Origin of the sequence: Maribacter sp., assembly GCF_039968975.1 — a bacterium.
GTDB lineage: Bacteria > Bacteroidota > Bacteroidia > Flavobacteriales > Flavobacteriaceae > Maribacter.
This window is the reverse complement of the sequence record NZ_JBDVOT010000172.1, coordinates 1-24,653: the sequence shown is the minus strand read 5'-3', so window position 1 is coordinate 24,653 and position 24,653 is coordinate 1. Positions and strand designations below refer to the sequence as shown.

General features: G+C 34.3%; 24 protein-coding genes. 4 read left to right on the top strand and 20 right to left on the bottom strand.

Translation table 11 applies throughout. The annotated features are described in order from the left end of the window. Positions 1–409: 409 nt before the first annotated feature. Positions 410–646, bottom strand: coding sequence for a hypothetical protein (locus tag ABJI11_RS11560; protein WP_348352288.1), 237 nt, complete (start codon positions 644–646; stop codon positions 410–412). 405 nt (positions 647–1,051) lie between these two features. Between ABJI11_RS11560 and ABJI11_RS11555 the strand changes: the two genes are divergently transcribed. Continuing rightward, positions 1,052–2,290, top strand: a complete 1,239-nt coding sequence (locus tag ABJI11_RS11555) for a glycosyltransferase (RefSeq protein ID WP_348352286.1) — start codon at positions 1,052–1,054, stop codon at positions 2,288–2,290. A gap of 77 nt (positions 2,291–2,367) precedes the next feature. Next, positions 2,368–3,249, top strand: coding sequence for an NAD(P)-dependent oxidoreductase (locus ABJI11_RS11550; protein WP_348352284.1), 882 nt, complete (start codon positions 2,368–2,370; stop codon positions 3,247–3,249). Positions 3,250–3,454: 205 nt separating this feature from the next. Here the strand turns inward: ABJI11_RS11550 and ABJI11_RS11545 are convergent, their stop codons facing one another. The 7 genes from ABJI11_RS11545 to ABJI11_RS11515 all read right to left on the bottom strand — a co-directional run bounded on the left by ABJI11_RS11545 (position 3,455) and on the right by ABJI11_RS11515 (position 10,450). Next, positions 3,455–4,795, bottom strand: coding sequence for a hypothetical protein (locus ABJI11_RS11545; RefSeq protein ID WP_348352282.1), 1,341 nt, complete (start codon positions 4,793–4,795; stop codon positions 3,455–3,457). Positions 4,796–5,081: 286 nt separating this feature from the next. After that, the gene (locus ABJI11_RS11540; RefSeq protein WP_348352280.1) at positions 5,082–6,062 is read right to left on the bottom strand and encodes a hypothetical protein; all 981 of its coding nucleotides are present in this window, start codon (positions 6,060–6,062) and stop codon (positions 5,082–5,084) included. A gap of 177 nt (positions 6,063–6,239) precedes the next feature. Continuing rightward, entirely contained in the window at positions 6,240–7,427 is a 1,188-nt protein-coding gene (locus ABJI11_RS11535) for a TlpA disulfide reductase family protein (protein ID WP_348352278.1), read from the bottom strand. Between the two features lie 139 nt (positions 7,428–7,566). Beyond that, positions 7,567–8,427 carry a hypothetical protein gene (locus ABJI11_RS11530; protein ID WP_348352276.1) on the bottom strand — a complete coding sequence of 287 codons (861 nt, stop codon included), beginning with the start codon at positions 8,425–8,427 and terminating at the stop codon, positions 7,567–7,569. A gap of 104 nt (positions 8,428–8,531) precedes the next feature. Continuing rightward, positions 8,532–9,188 (bottom strand): suppressor of fused domain protein, encoded by a 657-nt coding sequence (locus ABJI11_RS11525; protein WP_348352274.1) that lies wholly within the window; start codon positions 9,186–9,188, stop codon positions 8,532–8,534. A 75-nt stretch (positions 9,189–9,263) separates the two neighbouring features. Beyond that, on the bottom strand, positions 9,264–10,094 hold the full coding sequence (locus ABJI11_RS11520) for a hypothetical protein (RefSeq protein ID WP_348352272.1): 831 nt from the start codon (positions 10,092–10,094) through the stop codon (positions 9,264–9,266). A gap of 68 nt (positions 10,095–10,162) precedes the next feature. Further along, positions 10,163–10,450, bottom strand: a complete 288-nt coding sequence (locus tag ABJI11_RS11515; RefSeq protein ID WP_348352270.1) for a hypothetical protein — start codon at positions 10,448–10,450, stop codon at positions 10,163–10,165. 130 nt (positions 10,451–10,580) lie between these two features. Here ABJI11_RS11515 and ABJI11_RS11510 point away from each other — a divergent pair, with 130 nt between their 5' ends. Beyond that, a complete protein-coding gene (locus ABJI11_RS11510) occupies positions 10,581–12,425 on the top strand; it encodes a cystathionine beta-synthase (RefSeq protein ID WP_348352268.1) in 1,845 nt (614 codons plus the stop codon). Positions 12,426–12,442: 17 nt separating this feature from the next. On the opposite strand, the gene ABJI11_RS11505 is transcribed toward ABJI11_RS11510, so the two are convergent. The 11 genes from ABJI11_RS11505 to ABJI11_RS11455 all read right to left on the bottom strand — a co-directional run bounded on the left by ABJI11_RS11505 (position 12,443) and on the right by ABJI11_RS11455 (position 22,771). Then, positions 12,443–13,423, bottom strand: coding sequence for a pyridoxal-phosphate dependent enzyme (locus tag ABJI11_RS11505; RefSeq protein ID WP_348352266.1), 981 nt, complete (start codon positions 13,421–13,423; stop codon positions 12,443–12,445). A gap of 430 nt (positions 13,424–13,853) precedes the next feature. Continuing rightward, positions 13,854–14,666: a bifunctional hydroxymethylpyrimidine kinase/phosphomethylpyrimidine kinase gene (gene thiD, locus ABJI11_RS11500; protein WP_348352264.1), complete on the bottom strand. Its 813-nt coding sequence runs from the start codon at positions 14,664–14,666 to the stop codon at positions 13,854–13,856. Then, positions 14,654–15,307 (bottom strand): thiaminase II, encoded by a 654-nt coding sequence (tenA, locus tag ABJI11_RS11495; RefSeq protein WP_348352262.1) that lies wholly within the window; start codon positions 15,305–15,307, stop codon positions 14,654–14,656. The genes thiD and tenA overlap by 13 nt, the downstream gene beginning before the upstream one ends. After that, complete coding sequence (gene thiE / locus ABJI11_RS11490) at positions 15,286–15,927, bottom strand: thiamine phosphate synthase (protein ID WP_348352260.1); 642 nt, start codon at positions 15,925–15,927, stop codon at positions 15,286–15,288. Before thiE ends, tenA begins: the two co-directional genes overlap by 22 nt. Continuing rightward, positions 15,920–16,711, bottom strand: coding sequence for a hydroxyethylthiazole kinase (gene thiM, locus ABJI11_RS11485; RefSeq protein WP_348352258.1), 792 nt, complete (start codon positions 16,709–16,711; stop codon positions 15,920–15,922). The genes thiE and thiM overlap by 8 nt, the downstream gene beginning before the upstream one ends. Before the next feature lie 209 nt (positions 16,712–16,920). Further along, positions 16,921–17,619, bottom strand: coding sequence for a thioredoxin family protein (locus ABJI11_RS11480; RefSeq protein ID WP_348352256.1), 699 nt, complete (start codon positions 17,617–17,619; stop codon positions 16,921–16,923). Between the two features lie 2 nt (positions 17,620–17,621). Then, on the bottom strand, positions 17,622–18,140 hold the full coding sequence (locus ABJI11_RS11475; protein ID WP_348352254.1) for a TlpA disulfide reductase family protein: 519 nt from the start codon (positions 18,138–18,140) through the stop codon (positions 17,622–17,624). Between the two features lie 95 nt (positions 18,141–18,235). Then, positions 18,236–19,336, bottom strand: a complete 1,101-nt coding sequence (locus ABJI11_RS11470; RefSeq protein ID WP_348352252.1) for a polysaccharide lyase family 7 protein — start codon at positions 19,334–19,336, stop codon at positions 18,236–18,238. A gap of 189 nt (positions 19,337–19,525) precedes the next feature. Continuing rightward, positions 19,526–20,455, bottom strand: a complete 930-nt coding sequence (locus ABJI11_RS11465; protein ID WP_348352250.1) for a carbon-nitrogen hydrolase family protein — start codon at positions 20,453–20,455, stop codon at positions 19,526–19,528. A 224-nt stretch (positions 20,456–20,679) separates the two neighbouring features. Continuing rightward, on the bottom strand, positions 20,680–21,195 hold the full coding sequence (locus ABJI11_RS11460) for an ankyrin repeat domain-containing protein (protein WP_348352248.1): 516 nt from the start codon (positions 21,193–21,195) through the stop codon (positions 20,680–20,682). Between the two features lie 55 nt (positions 21,196–21,250). Next, positions 21,251–22,771 carry a catalase gene (locus ABJI11_RS11455; protein ID WP_348352246.1) on the bottom strand — a complete coding sequence of 507 codons (1,521 nt, stop codon included), beginning with the start codon at positions 22,769–22,771 and terminating at the stop codon, positions 21,251–21,253. Between the two features lie 108 nt (positions 22,772–22,879). On the opposite strand from ABJI11_RS11455, the gene ABJI11_RS11450 reads away from it, so the two are divergent. Further along, positions 22,880–23,803: a LysR substrate-binding domain-containing protein gene (locus tag ABJI11_RS11450; protein ID WP_348352244.1), complete on the top strand. Its 924-nt coding sequence runs from the start codon at positions 22,880–22,882 to the stop codon at positions 23,801–23,803. A 9-nt stretch (positions 23,804–23,812) separates the two neighbouring features. On the opposite strand, the gene ABJI11_RS11445 is transcribed toward ABJI11_RS11450, so the two are convergent. Next, positions 23,813–24,653: 2-hydroxyacid dehydrogenase (locus tag ABJI11_RS11445; RefSeq protein WP_348352242.1), on the bottom strand; the 841-nt coding region annotated here is incomplete at its 5' end.

The following is a 24,653-nucleotide window of genomic DNA, read 5'->3' as shown; positions in this document are numbered from 1 at the left end:
GACTTGCGTTTGTTACACTTATAAAACGCAGCATACCTTGTTTTGCTAGGGTATGAATCGCTGAAAAACACCAAATTCTCGTTAGTTGACACAACCTAAGATGAAGTGTAAAATAGCCTAGATTAACGACAAGCACCCCTTTTTCACCTTACCGATATTTAGTGTCGTTAACCGATAAGAGCTTATTTCAAGAGTATTTTATTTTGGATATAAAGGAGTACAGGAAAAGAGCCAAGATTTAAGAAACCACAAACAAGTATTATTAACTGTTCACTGCTAATTGTTAATTGTTAATTGAAAAAAGCCAATAACCAACAACCAGGAACTAATTATTGTTAATTGAAATATTGCTAAATGTAAATTGTAGAATTGATGAAGTATGAAAGTAACTACTTTGGAAAACTAAGAATTAAGCCATTTTAGGTTTGTTAGCTTTCGTGATGAAGTTCAAATCTTTTTTAATTCTAGAATTTTTGAATTTGTATAAACGAGCAACTTCAGTTTCTTTCGCTGCGTTCAATTGGTCAACTGTTTCTGTTACAACAGTTGTTTCAACAGTTTCGATCTCTACCGTAGTATCGTTATTCTGAGCTTGAGCGTTAAAGCTTAAAAAGATGATGAAGATGATTGTTGCTATTGTTTTCATGACTTGCGTTTGTTACACTTATAAAACGCAGCATACCTTGTTTTGCTAGGGTATGAATCGCTGAAAAACACCAAATTCTCGTTAGTTGACACAACCTAAGATGAAGTGTAAAATAGCCTCGATTAACGACAAGCACCCCTTTTTCACCTTACCGATATTTAGTGTCGTTAACCGATAAGAGCTTATTTCAAGAGTATTCTATTTTGGATACAACAGAGGTACAGGAAAAGAGCCAAGATTTAAGAAACCACAAACAAGTATTATTAATTGTTCACTGCTAATTGTTAATTGAAAAGAGCCAATAACTAACAACCATCTACATTTGTTAACTCATAACCATTTCCCGAACTTTGTACTTATTACCCAGTACACTTTACTAATCCCTAAATACAAACCACCTATCCTTTGAATACCTCTAAAAGACTTCTCGTAATCGCATTAGTATGGCCAGAACCCGCTTCAACGGCTGCCGGCGTGCGGATGATGCAACTTTTAGAAGTCTTTGAACAAGAGGGATATTTTATCACCATTGCGTCTGCAGCATCTAGGTCCGAGTATTCGTTTGATTTTTCAACGACCAAGTACACTACTGCAGCTATTAAAATGAACGACGCATCGTTCAATGAATTTGTAAAACAACTTGACCCAAGTGTGGTGCTGTTCGATCGTTTTTTGACCGAAGAGCAATTTGGGTGGCGCGTGGCAGAGAACTGCCCCAATGCAGTACGTATGTTAGATACGGAAGATTTGCATTCCCTTCGTCATGTGCGTGAGCAATGTTTTAAAAAGGAAATACCTTTTACTACAGATGCTTGGTTAGCCGATGATAAAACCAAACGTGAAATTGCCAGTATTTATCGATGTGATCTTTCCTTGATTATTTCTAGCTATGAACTGGAGCTATTAACAGACCTTATTAAAATAGATAAAAGTCTATTGTTGTTACTCCCTTTTATGGTCAATGAAATTACGGATACCACTGTTTGGAAAACTTTTGATGAACGAAAAGACTTTCTATTTATAGGTGGCGGTAAACATATACCTAATATAGATGCCATTAAATGTCTAAAAACCATTATTTGGCCCTTAATACACCAACAGTTACCGGAAGCCAAATTACATATTTACGGCGCTTATTTACCACAACAGGTAATGGAGATGCATAACCCTAAAGAGGGTTTTGTAGTACAGGGTAGGGCGGTAGATGTAAATGAAGTTATGCAAAACGCAAAAGTATGTTTGGCTCCTTTACGTTTTGGTGCAGGTATTAAAGGGAAATTACTTTCTGCCATGCAAAATGGTACACCCAGTGTTACCACCACTATTGGAGCAGAAGGGATGCACGGCATTTTGGACTGGAACGGCTACATTGAAAATGACCATACCGCTTTTGTAGAAGCTGCTGTTAGATTGTATACCACGCAACTTACCTGGCAAACAGCGCAACAACAAGGTAAAACATTGATCAATACCCTTTATGCCAAAAAAGGTCTAAAAAGTATACTAGCAAATAGAATTGTTGAAATTGAGAGAAACTTAGTCGCACACAGAGCCCAAAATTTCACAGGTGCTCTATTACAACACCAAACTATGACTGCTACCAAATTCATGAGCAAGTGGATTGAGGAAAAGAATAGAGGATAGTTGCTTAGTTTCTTTTTTAAACTAGTAAAATATGTTAACTAGCAGATTTAAATCTTTACACTAAATAAAAAACAGTTATGAAAAACCCTACTATCGGATTTATAGGACTTGGCCTAATGGGCGCCAACATGGTTGAGAACCTACAAAAAAGAGGATTCCAACTAAATGTAATGGACCTGAACAAAGATGCAGTAGCAACTGTTATCGCTCGAGGAAATGCTAAAGAAGCTGCCTCTCCAAAAGAATTGGCAAAAAATAGCGACATTATCATGTTCTGTTTAACGACTTCTGCTGTTGTAGAAAAAATAGTTTATGGTGAAGATGGTATTCTTGCTGGAATTAAGGAAGGTACCGTTTTAATCGACTTTGGAACATCAATTCCTGCATCTACACAAAAAATTGGTAAAGACCTTGCTGCAAAAGGCGCTGGTATGATTGATGCTCCGCTTGGACGTACACCGGCTCACGCAAAAGACGGATTGCTAAATATTATGGCTGCTGGCGATAAAGATACCTTTGAGAAGGTAAAACCTATATTAGATCAACAAGGGGAACATGTATTTCATTTAGGACCTTTAGGTGCAGGGCATACAACTAAGTTAATCAATAACTTTATGGGTATGACTACCGTTGTAGCAATGTCACAAGCTTTTGCAGCGGCTAAACTTGCTGGTGTAGATGGGCAACAACTTTTTGATATTATGTCTTCTGGACCATCAAATTCACCATTCATGAAGTTTTGTAAAAACTACGCAGTAGACAATGTAAGTGATTTAGGTTTTTCTATCGCCAATGCTAATAAAGATTTAGGTTATTTTGTACAGATGATGGATGATCTTGGTACAGAATCTAAAGTTGCTTCTGCTACATCTGCTAGCCTACAGGCTGCTTTTGATGATGGTATGGCAAGTGCAAATGTTCCTGAAATCTTCGATTATTTCGTGAAGTTGAAAAAATAATCAATTAAGATATTTTTAGTTGTGTGAAATAGTGCACACAACAGTTAAGCTAAGCTTGGTGCGTAAATAATTAAACTAATAGTTTTTTTGAACGCACAAAGCTTAGCTTTTTTTGATTAAAACTAAATCCGCAGTTCTAAGTGCTATCAAGTTTATGAGCAAATGGATTGAGGAGAAGAATAAAGTGTGATTTTAAAATTTATATTTAATTTTTTACGCTAATTTCTTCTCTGTTTAAAAGCAAATCTGGGTTAGGTTCTTCATATTTGGCATCAATATATTCTAAGTAGCTATATTCATGTAAATAGAATGAACTTCCTTCATAATTAAGATTATCAATTTCTAAATCAGGATATCTATTTAAAATTTCCTCAGGTAATTCGTAATTATAGCCGTAATAATTCTTTCCTTGATTTATATGCCAGTTTACTTCTACATAGTCTACTTCTTCTGTACCTACAGTAGATTGCCAATGGTGACTTTGTCTGTTAAAAGTATTAGGAGAAGGTCCGTTAAATTGAAAATTGTTAACAGCATCATTTGTTACATCTACATTCCAATACTCAATATCCGCTAATTGAAATCCAAGGGGTCTATCTCCATATTTTGAATAAAAATAAGCGAAATCACCATTTGTGTAATTTAATGTAGTTATATATTTATCAAGAGCATTTAAATATCCTAAATTGATAATGCTGGAAGTTATTTTGTCATTGTCAAAGGGTAACATTAAGTTTAAAAGATAACCGCCTCCTTCATTGTAAGCTTGATTTTCTTCAAAGCCAACAATTGAACAGAAATATTCTCCCCCATCAGGTAAGTATAATGGTACAATTTGGTCATAGCTTTGTAATTCTGAACTACTAAAATTTATAGTTGCACCATCAGTCAGGTTATCCAAAAATGTATATTTTGCATCTCCATAAATATCATAAATTGAAAATAAATAACGATTCTCTTCATATAGAGGAATGTTCTCTAAGGCAATATTCGTAAGCTGATTTACTGTGGTTTCACTACCACCACCTGATAAGGTAGATCCATATTTATTTGATAGATTATAGGAAGCTGGAGAACTAAAATTGTTAGCATTAATTTTTAACTCACCTATAACATCTCCTCTTGATGTAAACTCTACTGGAGTACCAGATACTAAATTCCATATAGAGCCGTCACTTACAGAAGAATATGTTGAAATACTTATATAAGTGTTTCCTTCATAATTGCGAACATTGATTAAACTAATATTATTATCAATAATAGCGTTGGTCTTAGGTTTTTCAAAAGATACAGAAGCTCCATTGTCTATTTGGATATAGTCTAGAACATCTCCGTTATTGGCATCATTTACAACTAACCAAGATTCGCTATTTTCAGAATAATAATTATTATCTACATTTAAAGTAAAATAAATTTCATTTTCAATAAGTTCTTCTTCAGTAGGACTTTCTGATTCTGTTACTATTTCAGCATCTACTGAAGAATCTGAAGAACAAGAAATCACAAAAAATAGAACTGGTATGAAGACTAGAATAATTTTTTTCATAAATATTAAACGGAGTTATGATAAATATATTGGTAAGCTTCAAATCACTAATACGTTATAGCTATACATAGTTTGTAAAACTAGAATAATTTAAACTTTAAATACAACCAAGGCTAGGGGCAAATGGATTGAGGTGAAGAATAGAGATGAATTAGTGGGGTTTCGTTATCGTCTCGGCAATGATTAGAACGGGAATCAAAATTGCTGAACTTTCGATTGAGAACTTAGCCAAAACTTTAAATTAAGTACAAAACTTCGCAATAATTAAACACATTGTTGTGCCCAGTTATTTTTTATCCTTTAGTTTTTCTATAAGGTTTATTATCATTGATTTATCTATAAAAAATATATTCCCAATCAGCTTCTTTTCTATTTTTTCTGCAATTTTATCTTTAGCATTATCAGTAAACTTACCACTTATTAAAATTATAAATGTAGAAATATACAGTTTATTCGTACTACCTAAAAGTGAAAAAGGCATTGAAAAAGCATCATCCGCTTGAGCTAGAATTTCATCAATATCTGACTTTACATTACCTCTCAAATTTCCAGCTTTAACTTGAATAGCTGTATATTTTGTTAACCCTAATCTGTCTATTTCTGAGAATATAAAATCTTTGCCATATTCTTTTACTCCGTGATTGTAAATAACATTATTATAATTTAGTTTGTTTAATAGAGTATTAACAATCTCTGTTGAAAATAAGCTTTCATTCTTTTCATATGCTGGTTTCCATACAAATCCACCTAACTCAATTTCTGAAATCTTAAAAATTATATTCAATTCTTTAAGTCCATATAAAATTGCTTTTTTAAAAGTTTTTACGTTTGAAGAATTAATACCTATAATAGCTCCAATTGATTCAGAATCAATTACTTTTTCTAATATAACAAGTGACTTTGAAGATTCTAATTTAATTAAAACATGTTCAATAAATTTTTTTATATCCCATTTTAAAGTCCATCCATCATATGAATCTAGATAATACTTGAATAAATCAATTCGCACAATAGGTTCTGAATGAGAATTTTTGGCATAAAATCTATTGAATTTAATACTTTGATTAAATTGACTTTTTATTTCATTTCCTCTTGTCAAAACAATTTCAAACTCCTTAGATTTAGGTAAATCTATTAAGTTGAAATCGAATTCTTCAAGAGTATCAAGTTCTAAATATATTGTAGAGCCAAGATTAGAGTACTCCATTAATTCATATTCGAAACTTTTATTTTCTATAATTAAATAATTTTCTTTTATTTCTAACATTTTTTTAATTGGTCACAACGTAGAGCTAAGAAGTGTTTCAATTCTTTTTAGCGTTTTAATATTATGTTTCGGGGAGATATGGCTAAGTTCTAACTTTCAAGAGATGTACGCAAGCACTTACAAAAGGAGTTATTTATAGTTATCAACGAGAAAGTTAATTTTAAAATTTGTATCAGCTTATTCTTCAAAGCTTTGTTCCACCAAACCTATCAATTCTTCGCCATGAATATTTTTTGCAATGACCACTCCGGCACTATCTAGAACAAAATTGGCTGGTATGGTTCTTACTCGTATCTGCTTTAAAAATGGGGCATCATCACCTTGTAAATCAGAAGATTGCAACCAGCGGTCGGCTCCATCACGATCTGTGGCTGTTTTCCAAGCGGTTTCATTGCTTTCTAACGCATAGGCAACTATTTGTAATCCGTTGTCGTGGTATTTATCCCAGAGCGGTACTAATGTTTTGCGGTTCTCTATTCTGCAGGGTGCGCACCAAGATGCCCACAAATCTATAACCGTCAGTTTTTTACCTAATACATCCTTAAGTTTAACCGTATCACCAGTAACCAAAGGAAATTCAATATTGGGGAATTCATCACCTATCAACACCGGTAAACTAGCTGGTTCGCTTTGTTTACATAGCTGTTGTACCCAAGGGTGGTCTGGGTGTATGTTTTGCCAAGTATTACATTGGTTTACTAAAAATTCTGGTATGCGTTCGTAATCATTTTCTGGGCTTGTCCACCGTAGTGCCACCAATGCCGGCAGTAGGTGAGGAGTGCGTTCTGCAAATTCCATTAATGATGTCTGGTACAACAGTATAGCATGTTCTTTTTCCATCAATTCATCACCTTCTTCAACATTCCAATGTCTATTGGCTATGTATGTTTGGTAGACAGTTGCTTTTATATTTCTTAATGCCAACAAAGCCTTATTTACTTCTGATGGCTGATCTATATCAAAACTTTGCTGAAACTCGTTATAATTAGCCGTTATGTGTATAGATTCATCCAATTGCCATATAATAGGCATATAGTTAGCCTTGTTAGGGTTATCTGTATTTAGATAATTGCCTGCTTTATTATTGGGCTGCACGGCTAATTCTAATAAAACGGGTTCTTTGGTAGTGGGTGGGTTGTGGAACTCAAAACTACCATCAGCATTTACAATGGCAGAGTCTATGACTTTCCCTAAATAAGAAGCTGCCACATGTTGTAAGTCATCCGGTTGAATTAAGTAGATTTTAGTGTTTTCTTTTTCTAAATCTTCTATAGTACCAGATATAGTTGCAGGAGAATTACACGCCGTAAAGTTTAGTGCCAATACGATAAAACCGGTAACGATTTTTAATGGGTTACTTTTCATTTATATCAAATTAATGTCAACGGTAAACTAATTGACGTTTTGATTTATCTAGTAGATAACAACGAAGTTCGTTTTTTCAAAAATAGAATGCAATGGTAATTCGTGAAATTGAAAAATAATTTGAGCGAGTAAAGAAGAATTAATTACCCCATTCTTTTTGTAATCGTTCTAATTTTTCAACTAACTTTTTGTCCGTTTTTTTAATGACTCTCTTGCCTTTTCCTATGGGTTCAAAAAAATCTCTTCTTTCTATATACGGATTAAAAACTGATGATTTCACATTTTTAAGTTCTTGACTTAGCTCTTTGTACTCTTCTGTTTCATAAATATTTGCATCTATTTCAAACTCTATATTTCTGGGTAATTTAAGTGAGGACATTAATTCTTGAAAAGGAATTTTAACCCTACGTAATTTTATTTTTTCTATAGAAGCTAATGTCTCAATTTCGTTAAGTGTTTCTAGGTGATAAATCTTATTTGCTGAACCTTCAATATTCAAATATTTTAACCCCTTTAAATTACCTAATCCAGAAGTTTGTTTAATGTTTGCGGGTTGAATGATTGAAAAATTCTCAATTGTATTATTTGAAACAATAGATTTAAAGTCTTTAATTTTTCCTGTTTTTAATAGACAAAGTGTTTTTAAGTTTTCTAAATATTCTATACCGGTGAAGCTAAAATTAGGGTGTGCGATATGTGAAACACTTAGGAATTCAACCTTCTTAAAGTAATGTAATAATGAAAGGTCTATGATTTTTGAGTTCCAAAAACTTAAATGACTTATTTGATTTAGATAGGTACTCTTTGTATTCAAAAAATGAATTGTAGATTCATTGAAATCGTAATTGTTGAACTCTATAAAACTCAAGTTATCGGATAGAATTTCTGAATTAATTACTCTAGTCGGCGTAAATACAATACCTGACTCTGAACTATCTGGAAGTTTATTATTTAGAATTTCATACTTGTATTTAGCGAAATCTTTAAAATCAAAAATCATTGTCCGTAGTTTTTTATTTTCTAGAAAATTGCTTTAAATTAATTATGCAAATAAAAGGTTATAATAGCTTCGTATTCTTATTGTTATAACACTTATCACATTGGTCACTCCCTCTCTAAATCTGTTATCAATAACGGATTATCTTTCTTTAGTTCATTAATCAGTTTTTCAACTTCTGTAGTTGTAGGGTTTGCTTTTAAGCGTTCTACTTCATTTTCTGTAATGCCTACTAACTGTAAAAAAGCAACTTCACCATGTGGTGTTTCAATGGTACCTAACTCTGGATCTATGGCAAATACAAAGCCGGTGATTTTTGTATCGGTATTTAATCTAATTGGACCGTTGGCAGGTATGAAATGGTTTTCTTCAAACCATTTTCCGCTTTCAAAAACATAACGCGCCAAATTATTCATTACTTGAATTGCCCAAATAGGTTCGTCTTTATCTTCTTTAAAAGGTTTTAGCCTAAAGGTGAATTCAAATCCCCATTTACTAAATTCCTCATCTGTTTTATCTTCATTATAGTACAGCTCAGACATGCCATAACTTATTAAATGTTTATGAGGCTCTTGATTTGTTGCCTCATATATACTGGCGCCATCTATGGGGTCTGTACCGCCAATTGAATAATGCATGCCACATAGCGGACCATAATGTTTAGGCTCGGTTTTTCCATAAATTTTTTCCAATGAATTATCTATAGACAACCAGCCAACTGCATCTTCTTCAGTAAATTTCTTCTTGTATGTTTCCTTATCCATTTGTCTTAAACTAAAAAAGCAATAGTCCCACAAATAAATTTATGAGACTATTGCTATTAACTAATTTATAAAATTTTAAATGCTATAAAGCGAACCGTGTACAACTTTATAATTGTTCACATGAAATTCATTTCTATCATTAAAAGCTATGAATGGTAAAAGTCCGTCAGAACCCAATGCTTTTCTAGGCAATTTATCATTTTCACTATCTGAGAAACCTATGGTAGCTACTCTAATATCTTTTGAACTGACCTTTTTATTATCGAATTCAAATGCGTAGGCATCTAATAAACTTTGATCCAATTTAATATCAAATGTAGAATCTGGATTATCTAAATCATAATATAGCTTGCTCATTTGTTCTGATAAACCTTCTGGTAATTCATCTTCTTCTAAATCTCTAAAATTATTTAAAAGGGCACTAACAGCTTTTAAAAACAAAGGATTATTCTTGTATTCTCCCTCTTCAACTAATGCACAAACTAACATACCATAGCCAACATCTTCGTTTACGTCCCATAACTGAGGTGCGCATTGAACTACGGTAGACAAAATTACTTCGCCTTGTTTTACTTTTTCTAACCATTTGTCCTTACCCATTAATGGTGCAGACATACTTTTCTTGAACAACTCAGAATTGATGTCAATTTTTGAATACAGGTAAGGCTTCAATAACATAACATCTGTAGGATTTGGAATTTGACTTTTTTCCATATCTACGTTTTCGAACCTAATACGATCCAATAGTTGATTTTTATTTTCTCCCTTTTCGTATTTCTCAAGCAATTCTTTTACATCAAAACCTTGACCTTCCATTTCCTTTAATTGTTCGTACGTGTAATCTTCCGTATCAAAACCGGTATTAGCTTTTCGCATTAAATTGATGAACATGTCTTTTAATCCCATTGGTGATAATTTTAGTTTAGGTTATATAATTCTTGTTTACAACGTTTTGTTTTTTAATCTATTACATTTTATGCTATCCAAAGTAAATAAAGTAACAGTATTCCGAATGCAGTATAAATACTGCCCATTATTATACTATACCATTTTTCGCCTAATGAGTTATACCAGGCTCTTTGCTTACTACTAGCGGGACTAACTACCCAAGAAAACCCTTTATATTTATTTAACCGAAAAATATGGGCAAGACCATAGAGAACAACCAATACGGCGATAATGGTATAAATGACATCTTGATTAGAAAAGAAAGATTCTATAGATTGAAATAGATAAGTCACCATTAAAATAAATAGTTTCATGCTTCTATATGTTTTTTAAACGGAAAATTATTGGGGAATGAAATATATAACGCCAAAGTAATACAAATTGTATAATTCTATAATAGTTTTATTTATTACGTAATTTTGAATAGTCAAAATGATGATAAGAATGGAGCTAAATAAAATGCTAGATTACATTAAAGCGATAGTGAAGAATATGCCAGAAGATTGGTTAAACTTAACTACACATAGGTTAGACATTTATAATGAAGAACTGGCTAAAGTTCAGTTTTTAGACCAATTTGCGCTTTTAGCAAAAGCAAACGATTATAGCTCAGATTCTCTTAAAGAATTACCTACGGCTTACGATTATATTAGATTGGGGCATCCGTTGTCATGTATTTTAGAATGGGCAATTGCTACCATAAATAATAAAGGGTCTGAGCAGGTGATAAGTTTTCAATCTCAAACGGCAGCTGTGTTGGCTATTTTACGAAAGAATCTTTTAGAAAATAGAAATACACAAATAGTATATAATGGAGAACTACCTAGTGCCTTTAATGCCGATGTGCTAAAATCTGTGTACGGCTATTCTTTTGACCTTAAAAAAGTAGATACTGTTACCGAGGTTGAAGCGTTTGATGGTAGTACTATTTTTATAACTGATCAAGATGGTATTTCTGCCATAGAAGCAACCGAAAACATAGATTTCTACGTTAACCTACATGACCAATTTGGAAGTGTACTTCTTATTAATGGTGAAGAGAATACAAAATATATTTCTGACATTCAGCATTTTAGACGTAGGGAAACGGTAGCAATGACGCCAGCCAATTGCCTTAATGTGCTACATTATTTGGTACAACAACCCTTAACGCAAACTCCGGCAAACAGTGCGTCTGAAAATAAGGCAGAAGTACTTAAATTAATTCAAGATGTCAGTAATGTTGCTACAACACCATTAGTAGCTTCTAGCGGATTGTCCATTCAGTTTGCCATAATGATGGGCTTGGTACATCATGCTTTGGAAAATCATAAAGGCAAGGCAATTAAAATTGTTGTTCCGCCAAATTGTTACGGTGGTACCAATGATCAGGCGCGCCGTGTCGCTGCTTGTAGCAATGCTATTGAAATAGTTGATTTACCTGTTGATGGTGATAATGATATGGTGCAGAGTATTGGCATTGTACTGGATAAATTGGCAAAGGAAGATGCCATACCGTTTATTATTGCCGAAATACCGACCAACCCACGGGTAGAGGTACCTAATTTACAAGATTTAAGAGCAGTTCTAAGTGCCAAAAGAACTACCACGGATGGGAGCGAGGCCATAGCCCCTGTATTTATACTGGATCAAACCTTTTGCCCCAATGTTCACTTTTTAGGCGACAACGATATTTTGTCTACCGTTAGAACGATTTCTTTCTCTAGTGGATCAAAATTTCCAAGTGGTGGAAAATGTACTGCAGGTTACTGCATTGCAAACAAAAAAGGGGAGGACCTCATGAAGAACATAGCATTGCATTTAGCATTGTGCGATAACGAAGCTACAAATCTTCAATATGAGATATTGGCACAACAGATGCCATCCATGCTGCCTAGAATTCATGATGCTTATGAAAATACCCTTGAATTTGTAAACTTCATAGCCAAAACATTACCAGATGCCAAAATTAACTTTGTGTCTGAAGCATTGGCTAAAGAAGGTTTTACGCCATCGGTTTTCTCATTAGACCTGCCTACCAAAGGGAATACTGCAGAAGAAAGGGAAGCTTACAAAAGAGAAATGAACCATAGGTTGATCAACCTAATGATTACAGAAATACCTAACGAAAGCAAATACTGTGTTAGTTACGGACAATTAAAAGGTTGTTACTGGACCATACCGGCAACTTCTACACAAGGCACCACAAAAGAAGATGACAAGGACTATATTGCCCGAGTGTCACTTTCTCCAAATATGGACGTAAAGCGCCATAAAGATGTATTTCTAAAATTTGTTGAGAGTATGTAGGTTTGGTTTTAGAAAGGCTATTCTATATAGCCTTTCTCACGCATCCAATCATCATTGAACATTTTACCAATGTAACGGCTACCGTGGTCATGGAACAATACTACGACCACATCGTCTTTGGTAAAGTGTTCTTTTAATTGCAGCACGCCTTTTATTGCAGACCCTGCAGAATTGCCCAAGAACATACCTTCTTCTTTTGCCAAACGTTGGGTGTATACTGCACCGTCTTTATCGGTTACTTTGGTGAAACCGTCTATGATATCAAAGTCTACATTCTTTGGTAGAATATCTTCACCAATACCTTCGGTTACATAGGGGTAGATTTCCTTTTCATCAAAAATTCCTGTTTCATGGTATTTCTTAAATACACTACCGTAAGTATCCACACCCCAAACTTTTACATTAGGATTCTGTTCCTTTAAATACTTTCCTACTCCTGATATGGTTCCTCCGGTGCCTACACCTACTACAAAATGGGTAATTTTACCCTCGGTCTGTTTCCAGATTTCTGGTCCCGTACTTTCATAATGTGCTTGAGCGTTGCTTGGATTGTCATATTGATTTACGTACCAACTATTCGGTATTTCTTTAGCCAATCTTTTAGAAACCGAGTAATAAGACCTTGGGTCTTCTGGTTCTACAGCTGTAGGACAAACAACCACTTCTGCACCTACGGCCCTTAAAATATCGCACTTTTCTTTAGACTGTTTATCCGCTAGAACAAAAATACATTTGTAACCTTTTACAATAGCCGCTAAAGCCAATCCCATTCCCGTATTACCAGAAGTTCCTTCAATAATAGTTCCGCCAGGTTGCAGTCTACCGTCCGCTTCTGCATCTTCAATCATCTTTAATGCCATACGGTCCTTTACCGAGTTGCCAGGGTTAAAAGTCTCGTATTTGGCTAATACTAAACATGGTAACTCTTCTGTAAGTGTGTTTATTTTTACAAGGGGAGTATTACCAATGGTACCAAGTATATTTTCTGCGTATTCCATAGCTGATTTTAAAGTCACCCAAAAGTATAAAACTAGATTGGTTCTGGCAATATTGTTGCAGATACATCAATATTTGAATTTCGATCACGGCAAACGTAGCGAAGTTATCTGTTTATTGGGGACACACTCAATTCGGCTACGCTCAGTGATCTTAACTTTTTTATTCAACATTTTGTCTGTTCGAGTGAATTTCGAGGGACGAGAAATTAGCTTGCCCACCTAGTAGGAGGGTATCGAGAACCCTTTCGTGTACCAAGGTTCTCGAAACCTGCCCTCCGGTAGAAGAATTATTCTATAATTACAGGCAATTTATGTTACTAGTTCTTGCTTTTATCATTGGTATCAATAGGGCAACTTCTTACTCCAAAAATTGAAAGCAATGACATAAAATATGACTTATAATCAAGTTATTAACGAAGCAATTAATTATTTACAATCCAAAATGATTAATTGGTCCGTTGCCTAGACCTAAGGTTTTATGCTGACCGGCAATGATAGCTTGGTTTACATAATTGCAACCATTTCTAATAGCAACTTTCATTGGCTCTCCTAAACTTAAGAAAGCGGCAATGCTTGATGATAGGCTACAGCCCGTACCATGAACGTTTTGTGTATTGACTCTTGGGTTGGTAATGATATTGACCTCTTTTGTTTCATGAACATAAAAAACATCGGTCATTACAATGTTGTTATTATCTATATGTCCGCCTTTTAATAATACCGACACTTTAAATTGTTCTCCAATTTTCTTTGCCATTTCTTCCATATTTTCACAATCTATTTTCTCATCGATCAATAGTTCTGCTTCTGGAATATTAGGGGTAATTAAATCAACGTGTGGTAAAAAGTCTTTTAGACAGGCAATGGCATCATCGGCAATCAATTTATGCCCAGATGTGCTTACCATAACCGGATCTAACACAATGTTTCTAGAATTGTATTCACCAAGTTTTTTCTGAACAACTTCTATAACTTCACAAGAATGCAGCATACCAATTTTAACAGCTCCAAATTTAATATCACTTAGTACCGCATCTAACTGCTTTTCTAAATGCGGAATGGGTATTGCGTGTATATCTGTTACACCAGATGTATTCTGTGCTGTAGTTGCGGTAATTACCGTAGCAGCAAATGCGCCACAGGCACTTATACTTTTAATATCTGCCTGTATACCGGCACAACCACCAGAATCACTACCGGCAATGGACAATACACTATCGTAAGGTGTCTTTATATTTTCCATGGTTCTTTATTATAGGCGCTGTCCCAAAACATCCATTCTAATTTAGATGCTTTTTCAAAAGCAGTTTGCATTTTTTGCAATACTTCTTCAGAAGCATTTGCTGCATATTTATTGGTGATGGTTATTGCATTATTTACGGAGGCTGCAAATTCTTCTCCGCCATAAGTATCAATCCAACCTTGATACGGATTATCTGCTTTGTTCGTTTGGTTCGCCTGTATGTAATCTCCAATTTCCTTGTAAATGGTAAAGCAAGGCAATACGGCAGCCAAAGCTTCTTCTAATGAATGATTTGCCACAATGCGAGACAAATAACTGGTGTATAGTTCACAGGTAGGAGAGGGCTCGTGTGCCAACTGATTATCCTTTAAAAATATTTGATGCAAGGCGTTTTCAACATTGATGATTCCCGTAGCGGAATCTAAAAAAAACTGCGTGTCATCTACATGCTCACATTTTACCCCAATGGTTGCCAGTACTTTTTTGTACTCCGCCAAATACATGGCATCTTGATTAATGTAAAATTGGAATACTTCTGTAGATAATGTACCGTTCATCAATTCTTTGATGAAGGCTTGCTCTTTTATGGCTTCTAGAATATAATCTGTCTTTTCTCTTGCTAGTTTGTACCAGTCTTGCATACTATTTCTTTAAGTTCTTTTGTTGCTTCTTCAGGATGTGTTGCTTTTGAAATTGCAGATACCACTGCTATTCCGTCCGCTCCGTTGGCTATAATTTCTTTAGTATTGTCTTTGTGAATTCCACCAATGCAGACAATTGGTTTTTTATAGGTTTCCCGTATTTCTTTCAATCCTGATAAACCCAATGGTAGGGCTAAATCGGTTGTCTTGGTATTTGTAGAAAAAATAGGGGAGATGCCAATATAATCTGCCGACTGAGCATCTTCTTTTACTGCTTGGTCCTTATTACTTACAGATAGTCCAATAATCTTACTATTGCCCAATAATCTACGTGCAACATCATAAGGCATATCTGACTGACCAATATGTACACCGTCTGCATCTATAGCAAGGGCTATATCTAACCGGTCATTTATAATTAGTGGAATCTTATAGGTATTACATAATTTTTTACAATGCAGTGCGCGTTTATAAAACGTAGTCGTATCACAAGATTTCTCTCGTAATTGAATGATTGTTGCGCCACCTTTTAAAGCAACTTCCAGTATTTGAAAAAAAGAGTTGTCTTCCTTAATACTATCATCCGTAACATACATTAAAGCGTAATCTACTTTAGGCATTTGTCTTCACTTTAGCAGCCAAAGTTTCAGAATCGATATCATATAAAGCATCATAAAAATTCATTTGAAAACTTCCTGGTCCTTCACTTTTTTCATTTGCCATATCTCCTGCAACACCCATAACTGCCATTGCAGCGGTTGCAGCTAAGTGTGCATCTTCTTCCACTCCTAAACAAGCACCTACCATAGCAGTTGCCGTACAGCCCATACCGGTGATTCTAGCCATCAACGGACTACCGTTTTCTATTTTGCTAACAGTATCTCCTGTGATGATATAATCTGTTTCACCACTAATGACAACGGTGTTATTGTATTTCTTTGATAGTGCGGTTGCGCCTTCAATAGCATCTTGCGTAGCCATGGTGCTATCGACTCCTTTTGTAGAATTAGTGAATTTTGCTAATGCCATGATTTCAGATGCATTACCACGAATTACAATAGGTACAGCCGTAGCTAAGATTTTCTGTGCTACTTCTGTTCTATAAGCTGATGCACCAACGCCAACCGGATCAAATACATACGGAGTATTGGTAGCCTTTGCTTGTTCGGCAGCCAGAAGCATACTTTCTACCCATTTCTCACTTAAAGTTCCCATATTGATAACCAAGGAAGAAGAAATAGTAACAATGTCTTTTACTTCTTCAATGGCGTGAGCCATAACAGGAGATGCGCCTACAGCCAACAACGCATTGGCAGTGTTGTTCATAACCACATAATTGGTGATATTATGTACTAATGGACCTTTAGATTTTACCTGTTCTAACACGGATGCAATACTGCTCATTATAATAGTCGGTTTTAAAGATTCTATTCATTTTTGAACGGAGTCATCTAAGTTCGCTATTTTTAGAAAAAAGGAAAACAATATGATGTTTCTATTTTGATAAGTTATTAACGAGGTGTTTATTACAATTAAACCTGTATTGACCTAAAACACAAAAAGCATCGATGATTCTAGATTATCGATGCTTATTTCGTAAAATTTGAAACCCTTTATTTTGCCTTAACCGGGCAACCAATAGCTTTTGTAAAAGTAAGTTCTGGAGTTTTGCCTTCTTCTAATGCTTCAATAGCATTTTCTACATACTTTATATTCGCTTTTTCTGCAGACCTTGCATTATCATCAATGGTACCAATATATTGAACTTTCATATCTTGATCTAATAAGAATACATGTGGTGTTCTAACGGCACCATATTTAGGAAAAACACTATGTTTCTCATCTGCTAAATATACGTAGGGAAAATTCTTTTCTTCAGCCCTTGTTTGCATCGACTTAAAATTCTCCTTGTCATTATCTTCGCTTACATTAGGGTTGATGGTTACTACAGAATATCCTTTAGACGCATATTTCTTATGTAGTTCGATCAATCGGTCTTCGTACATTTTAGCAAACGGACATTCATTACAGGTAAACACTACAATATAACCTTTTGCATTATCAATACTCGATAATGAAAACATAGAACCATCTACATTTTTGAGGCTAAAATCTTCTGCTACATCTCCTATTTTATACCCCCCAATTTCTTCTAAGGTTTTGCTTTGAACCGGACTATGACCTCCTCCTGGAGGACCTTTACGCTCACCATTTGGTGGTGGTCCTTTCCTATCTTGTGCGTTAATTGATCCAGTAAAAAGCAGACCGCCAAACACTAGGGCAGCGGTAAAGAGAAAATTAAACTTCTTCATTATTATTTAGTATTAAAGGTGTTATGTATTTCATTTTCTAAATCGTTTAAACTTTCAAAAGCGCGTTCGTGGTACGTGCGCTTATTCTTATTGAAAATTATGGTGAAAGGAATTGCACCAGACCAACTTGGGTCAATCTTATCGATCCAACTATTGGCGTCTGGGTCATCTAACAAAACTACTTTGGCTGTGATGCCTTTTCGTTTTAAAAAAGGTTTAAGTTTTGTTTCAATATCTTCAGGAAAATCGAGACTAACCAATAATAATTCCACATCATTATTTTTACTATACTCCTTGAAAACGGGCAATTCTTTAATACACGGAGCACACCACATGGCCCAAAAGTTGACAATGTGAATGGTACTTTCTTCCGTGTTCAATAACGGCTCTAAAGATTCAAAATCATGTACTGTTATTTGGCGTATATCATCAGTATTATCCAAGGCTTGAGCTAAAGACTGTTGTTTGGAAATTACCAAAAAAAGAAAAATCGTTAAAATAACTCTATAATATTTTTGCACAAAAAAGGTCTTACTATTTATAAGTAAGACCTTGAACTAACATAAAGGTTTAATTGCCTTATATTTTTTTTATAAAACTATAAGACAATTGAAGATTAATCATTTTTTGTAAAATATCCTTCATTGGATACAGCAGCATCACTTACACTTATGCTGGCTGTTTTGAACCAAACTTCTGCATAATTACCATCTGCATATTGCTTTTGAATATCACCACCATGGGTTTCTGCTCCAGAGCACCAGTTCATATTTACATCTGGAGATTTACCGTTGGTTTGGTTGTAAGCTCCCAACTTAAAAAAGCAGCCTTCACCCGCGTAAGCCTCTTTGCGTTCTACACCATCTTGACCAATTGGAAAAAACAAATCTCTAGTTTGCTGAGGAATATCTGCTTTAGTAACATATTCAGATACTAACAGATTTTTTGTAAAAGTTTTGGTTTCATGTCCTTCACTCGTAAATTTTAAACTCATGATGCCGTCTTTTACCACAACCTCATAACTGAATTCTTCACCTAAAGCAATACCATCTTCTGGCTCCTCAGGATATGTATCTGCCGTTTCACCAACTACAGAAAAGTCATTTCCCCAAACGGCATTAGAATAGTCCCATCGTTTGGCATTGTCATCTCCAGCGGTGTTAATTTCATAATGCCAGAATACAGAACCTTTAGTGTGACCTGGAAATTTTTTATAAAATATTTTTAGCGGTTCGTTTTCAAAGGCATCGGCACTATGAATTTGACCAACTACTACTGCATGGGTAGCTGCAACACGAGCATCACCCGTTGAAGAAACATTCATTACTTTCAAAGTTGCCGTTAGTTTATCGTCCGCTGTCTTTGGATACCACTTTTTAATCTGTGCCAATTCTGTTCTGGTGTTATTAGATGTACCATGAGTATCGCCACCATTTGGAGCTTTAAAAACAACCCAATCATCTTTGCCGTCATTTGTCGTATAAAAGAAATCTTTATTCTCGAATTTATTGGCAATTCCCGCATTTGAACCATCACCTAATATTAACTTCCAATCGTCAAAAAACGGAATTACGTCACTTGCGTAAACTGTTTCATCAGGCTGATTTTCTTCGGTTTTATCTTCGGTAGTGTCTGGTGTCTTTTTAGAAGTATTCTTACAACTAGTAAAACATAAAAGGAATAGTAGTGATGCTAATGTAATTGTATATTTTTTCATTTTTCTTATGGTATGAACCGATAAGATATGAATAGTTTAGATATTTTAAGTATTATGACATAAAAATCACATAAATTGTTTAAATTATTTATTCAAAAATTGTGTGCAAACTATAAGTAACTATAGTATACAGATGTATCTTATGATAGCTTGTATCTACGTTAACCGTTAACAGAATTAATGAAGTTTTTATAAGTCTTTTTCAGTTTTAATATCAGGTTGATTTACCGCGTTATATTCGAAAATGTCATTTCTTGAATAATGGCCGATGACATCAAAGTCTAGCTTAGCATTTACAATTTCATCAAGGTCTATTTCTGCAATTAATGCCCCTGCTTCATCAAATAATGGACCTGCAATTACTTTACCTAACGGAGAAACGATAACACTACCACCACGGCATAAATTCTCAGGTTCACTTTCAACCAAATGTTGGTATTTTTCCGGATACATTGATTTTGTATAAAACTGATTGCAGCCCAACACAAAACACCTGCCTTCCAGAGCAATATGTTTCATAGTAGAAGTCCATTCTTCACGTGAATCTGCCGTAGGAGCTATGTAAATTTCTACGCCTTTTTTATACATTGCCATTCTAGCCAAAGGCATATAATTCTCCCAACAAATAAGTCCGCCTAGCCTCCCTATTTTAGTATCAAAACTCACAAGGGACTTACCATCGTCCTCACTCCAAATGATACGTTCGCTACCTGTTGGTTTTATTTTGCGGTGAACACCCAAAAATCCGTCAGTAGGGGAGATGTAGAGCATGGAACAATAAAGACTACCATTGTTAGATTGCTTTTCTGTTACACCGATAACCAAGTATACGTTCTCTGTCTTAGCAAGTTTTACTAATCTTTGCAATTCCTTGCCTTCTAAATCTAAACTGTTATTTCGATATTCTGAATACAGCTTTCTACCTTCATCTGTTCTACTACCTACAACTGCACCAAATGAAAATCCTCTTGGATATCCTGGTATAAAAGATTCTGGGAACATTATGAGCTCAACACCATCTTTAGCGTGCGTTTTTACCAGGTTTTCTATTTTATCGATAGTTTTTTCTATGTCAAAGAAAACAGGACTATCTTGAATTAGGCAGACTTTTAATTTCATGGGTAAATTTCTTTTAATAGCTGACAGCAATAGCTACCATCAATATATAAGCAATATACAGTACATTGGAATAAAAAATTTGTAAATTTTGAATTTATAGAAATCTCACTATATATTATAGCTTTACATGAGATCTATTAAAAAATCACCTTAAAAAAATGTTTAAATGTTTTTTTCATCAAGGTCATTAATGTAAGAGCTTAATTAAAAAAACTTAGTTTTATCTACTTACTTAAAAGTTGAATAATCTCTTCATTACCCTGTATTTGCGCATGTTTTAGAGCCGTGTTTCCTCTATTATCCATGATAGAAGTTTCTGCATTATGATCTAATAAATAACTAGCGATATCTTTGTGACCAAAAGTACTGGCATAAATTAAAGCCGTTGCATCATTGTAATTCTGCAAATTAACATTGGCTCCATTATCTATCAATAATTTGGCAATTGGTAAATTTCCTTTAAAACAAACTCCCATAAGGGCAGTATTACCTGAGGAATCTTGAGCATTTAAATCACATTTATTTTCAAGTAAAAAGGCTACAGCATCTATTTGATTATAATAAGCTGCCAAAATTAAAGGGGTAAAGCCCTTTTGATCCGTTTTATCAATGCTAGTATTATCCGCTGTGTAAATTTCTTTTAATTTGTCAACGTTGCCGTTTCTGGCAGCATCAAATAGTTCTTGCGCATTCATAGTTGTTGTAAAAATTAGGATAGTAATTAGTAGTAAATGTTTCATATTATAGTGAATAAATGGGCAAGAAAAATTAATTTCTCACCCATTAAATTAATTTTTAATTCATGAAATCTTTTTGAGAAAAACCTAACTCTTTAGCTACTCTCATTCCGAAATCTCTATCTGCTTGGTAGAAATAACCGATCATTGTTTTTTGAATATTCTTATCGGTTACCTGACCTAAATCACCTGTCAAATTTTTGATCAAGTTATCTTGTTGCTGCTTATTTAAGCTTCTGTAGAATTCACCTGGTTGGGCAAAGTCGTTTGTTTTAGAAATTTTCTTTTGTGTAATGGTAACATCAGTCAAAGTAGTTTCTGATTGTTTATATTGGCTATCTTCTGCCAATGCAGCTTTTTGGCTAGGTTGGTAGTTTACATCCGGATTTTCAAATCTTTTGTTTCCTGCGCTATTCCAACTATCAGAATTGTAATTATTAGGTTCTTCTAAAGGCTTGTTTATTTCCAATTGTAAAAAGTTGGGTCCTAAACGGTGTCTTTGTGTATCAAAATAAGAAAACAATCTACCTTGCAATAATTTGTCTTCAGAAGGTTCTACACCAGGAATCAATGCACCAGGTGAGAATGCAATACTTTCAACCTGCTCAAAGTAATTAACAGGATTCTCGTTCAAGGTCATAGTACCTATCTTTATTTTTTCAATCTTATCTGCAGGCCAGTCCTTTGTAGCATCTAATGGCCAGAAGTCAAAAGAATGTATGTCTTCTGGTTTGATCATTTGCACATATAAATCCCATTGCGGATAATTCTTATCATCGATATCCTTTCTAAGACTTACCGTTGCATGTTGCCAATCTTTAGCTTGTTGCGCCGCAGCTTCTTCAATGGTTAAATTTTTCTCTCCTTGTTTAGAAACCCAAGAGTATTTTACATAGGTTACTTTACCTTCTTTATTTATCCATTTATATCCGTGTACACTACTACCGTTCATGAATTGGTAACCCTTAGGTATACCAAGATCAGTATATAGTCTAGTTAACATGTGCGTAGCTTCTGGTACATGTGAAAAGAAATCAAAAAACCTATTTGGGTCTTGTTTATTGGTCACCGGTGAAGGTTTTAACGAATGCACCATATCAGGAAACTTTATAGCATCTCTAATAAAAAATATGGGTAAGTTGTTACCAACAATATCGTAATTGCCTTGCTCTGTATAAAACTTAACTGCAAAACCTCTAGGGTCTCTAGCTGTTTCTGGTGAACCTTTACCGTGTATAACGGTTGAAAACCTAACTGCCAAATCTGTTTTCTTTCCCTCTTTAGCAAATACTACCGCTTTTGTATAAGACGACATATCTTTGGTTGCCTCGAAATAACCTGACGCACCTGCTCCTCTTGGGTGTACTACTCTTTCAGGAATACGTTCTCTATCAAAAGCAGCCAATTTTTCAACTAAATGAATATCTTCTAACAATACAGGACCGTATTCACCTACTGTTTTAGAATTTTGGTTGTCACCTACAGGAACACCCCCGTTTGTGGTCATGGTTTGATCGGTTTGTGAGAAACCTAATAAGCCAATTGAAAGCATGATAAATGATGCTAATTTGTTTTTCATTTTATATAGATTTAATTTATATAGTTGTCGCAAAATTCAATCAGTAGAGCTTATTAATCAAATTAATACTTTATATACTTGTATTGATAAAATTAATATATAGAAGAAATGACCTTACAACAGTTAGACTATGTTGTTGCCTTAGATACTTATAGACACTTTGTTACGGCTGCAGAAAAGTGTTTTGTCACTCAACCGACCATTACCATACAGGTTAAAAAATTAGAAGAAGAAATAGGATTTTTAATTTTTGATAAAAGTAAATCGCCATTTAAACCAACAGAACTGGGTGAAGTATTTATAATTAAAGCCAAAATCATATTACATGAGGTAAATGAACTTAAGAATATGGTGAATGTTGAGCTTGACAATATTGAAGGTGAGTTTAAAATGGCGGTTATACCAACTATATCTCCTTATCTAATACCTTTAATTGCTGGTTCTTTTTCTAAAAAATACCCAAATACTGTTCTAAAAATTCAAGAAATGGAGAGCGAGCAGATAATAATGGGACTGCAAAAGAAGGAGATAGATTTAGGTATTCTTGTTACCCCATTAAACGAACCATACATAAGAGAAACCAAACTGTATAATGAACCTTTTATATGTTATGCCCAAACCAATAGTTTTAATGAAAGCAAGAAGACCATCACCGTTAAGGAAATGGAACAATTAAACAATATTTGGCTTTTGGAAAAAGGGCATTGCTTTAGAAACCAAGTATTGAATATTTGCGGACAAACAAATACCGATGGCAATATTCAGTTTCAAAGTGGTTCTATAGAAGCATTAAAAAAAATGGTAGACAACTACGGTGGTTACACTTTGGTACCAGAAATGGCCATTAACGATAACGACCTTGGGCAAATACGTCATTTTGTAACACCAAAACCAATTAGGGAAGTTAGTTTGGTTAGTCACCACACGTTTTCAAAAGAAGTTTTAATAGATGCTTTAAGACAGGAGATTTTAAAGAACACTCCATCAAATTTTGTTAAAAATGAGCGCTTTATTAAAATAAACTGGAGATAATAATTTTGTTTACACTACTTCGTTAGTCAGTTCGTTGTTATTTTCAAAATCCTTGATATTATCTAATGTAATAATTGTAATCTGATTCATAGCTTCTTTGGTGAAATATGCTTGGTGAGAAGTAATCAACACATTAGGGAAACTTAATAATCTTAAAATCATATCATCTTGAATAATATGTTCAGATAAATCTTCAAAAAATAGATTTTCTTCTTGCTCATATACATCAATACCTAAATATCCAATTTTTCTATCTTTTAACCCTACAATGGCATCTTCTGTTTTTATTAGGGCGCCTCTGCTGGTGTTGATAATCATAACACCACTTTTCATTAAATCTATAGATTCTTTGTTTACTATATGCTTGGTATGTTTATTTAATGGACAATGAAGCGAAATAATATCAGATTGTTTGAAAACTTCCTCTAAAGAATGAAATTCAACGCCCATTGCTGCCAGCTCTTCATTTTCAGAAATATCATAAGCAATAATTCTACAACCAAACCCTTTTAAAATAGCGCAAAATGTAGCACCAATTTTTCCTGTTCCTATTACACCAATGGTTTTATTGCTTAGATTGAAACCAATAAGGTTTTTCAATGAAAAATTACCTTCACGAACACGGTTGTATGCTTTATGCGTTTTTCTGTTTAACGTAAGTATTAATGCTAAAGCGTGTTCTGCAACTGCTTCTGGTGAGTATGCAGGTACTCTGACCACTTTAATGTTAGCTTTCTTGGCAGCATCTAAATCAACGTTATTATAACCTGCACAACGTAATGCAATCAATTTAATACCATTTGATGAAAGTATTTTTATTGTTTCTTCATTAACCAAGTCATTGACAAAT

Coding starts and splice junctions, on each gene's coding strand:
- ABJI11_RS11560 (WP_348352288.1), bottom strand. CDS start 646: ATGAAAACAATAGCAACAATCATCTTCATCATCTTTTTAAGCTTTAAC.
- ABJI11_RS11550 (WP_348352284.1), top strand. CDS start 2,368: ATGAAAAACCCTACTATCGGATTTATAGGACTTGGCCTAATGGGCGCC.
- ABJI11_RS11545 (WP_348352282.1), bottom strand. CDS start 4,795: ATGAAAAAAATTATTCTAGTCTTCATACCAGTTCTATTTTTTGTGATT.
- ABJI11_RS11540 (WP_348352280.1), bottom strand. CDS start 6,062: ATGTTAGAAATAAAAGAAAATTATTTAATTATAGAAAATAAAAGTTTC.
- ABJI11_RS11535 (WP_348352278.1), bottom strand. CDS start 7,427: ATGAAAAGTAACCCATTAAAAATCGTTACCGGTTTTATCGTATTGGCA.
- ABJI11_RS11530 (WP_348352276.1), bottom strand. CDS start 8,427: ATGATTTTTGATTTTAAAGATTTCGCTAAATACAAGTATGAAATTCTA.
- ABJI11_RS11525 (WP_348352274.1), bottom strand. CDS start 9,188: ATGGATAAGGAAACATACAAGAAGAAATTTACTGAAGAAGATGCAGTT.
- ABJI11_RS11520 (WP_348352272.1), bottom strand. CDS start 10,094: ATGGGATTAAAAGACATGTTCATCAATTTAATGCGAAAAGCTAATACC.
- ABJI11_RS11515 (WP_348352270.1), bottom strand. CDS start 10,450: ATGAAACTATTTATTTTAATGGTGACTTATCTATTTCAATCTATAGAA.
- ABJI11_RS11510 (WP_348352268.1), top strand. CDS start 10,581: ATGGAGCTAAATAAAATGCTAGATTACATTAAAGCGATAGTGAAGAAT.
- ABJI11_RS11505 (WP_348352266.1), bottom strand. CDS start 13,423: ATGGAATACGCAGAAAATATACTTGGTACCATTGGTAATACTCCCCTT.
- thiD (WP_348352264.1), bottom strand. CDS start 14,666: ATGGAAAATATAAAGACACCTTACGATAGTGTATTGTCCATTGCCGGT.
- tenA (WP_348352262.1), bottom strand. CDS start 15,307: ATGCAAGACTGGTACAAACTAGCAAGAGAAAAGACAGATTATATTCTA.
- thiE (WP_348352260.1), bottom strand. CDS start 15,927: ATGCCTAAAGTAGATTACGCTTTAATGTATGTTACGGATGATAGTATT.
- thiM (WP_348352258.1), bottom strand. CDS start 16,711: ATGAGCAGTATTGCATCCGTGTTAGAACAGGTAAAATCTAAAGGTCCA.
- ABJI11_RS11480 (WP_348352256.1), bottom strand. CDS start 17,619: ATGAAGAAGTTTAATTTTCTCTTTACCGCTGCCCTAGTGTTTGGCGGT.
- ABJI11_RS11470 (WP_348352252.1), bottom strand. CDS start 19,336: ATGAAAAAATATACAATTACATTAGCATCACTACTATTCCTTTTATGT.
- ABJI11_RS11465 (WP_348352250.1), bottom strand. CDS start 20,455: ATGAAATTAAAAGTCTGCCTAATTCAAGATAGTCCTGTTTTCTTTGAC.
- ABJI11_RS11460 (WP_348352248.1), bottom strand. CDS start 21,195: ATGAAACATTTACTACTAATTACTATCCTAATTTTTACAACAACTATG.
- ABJI11_RS11455 (WP_348352246.1), bottom strand. CDS start 22,771: ATGAAAAACAAATTAGCATCATTTATCATGCTTTCAATTGGCTTATTA.
- ABJI11_RS11450 (WP_348352244.1), top strand. CDS start 22,880: ATGACCTTACAACAGTTAGACTATGTTGTTGCCTTAGATACTTATAGA.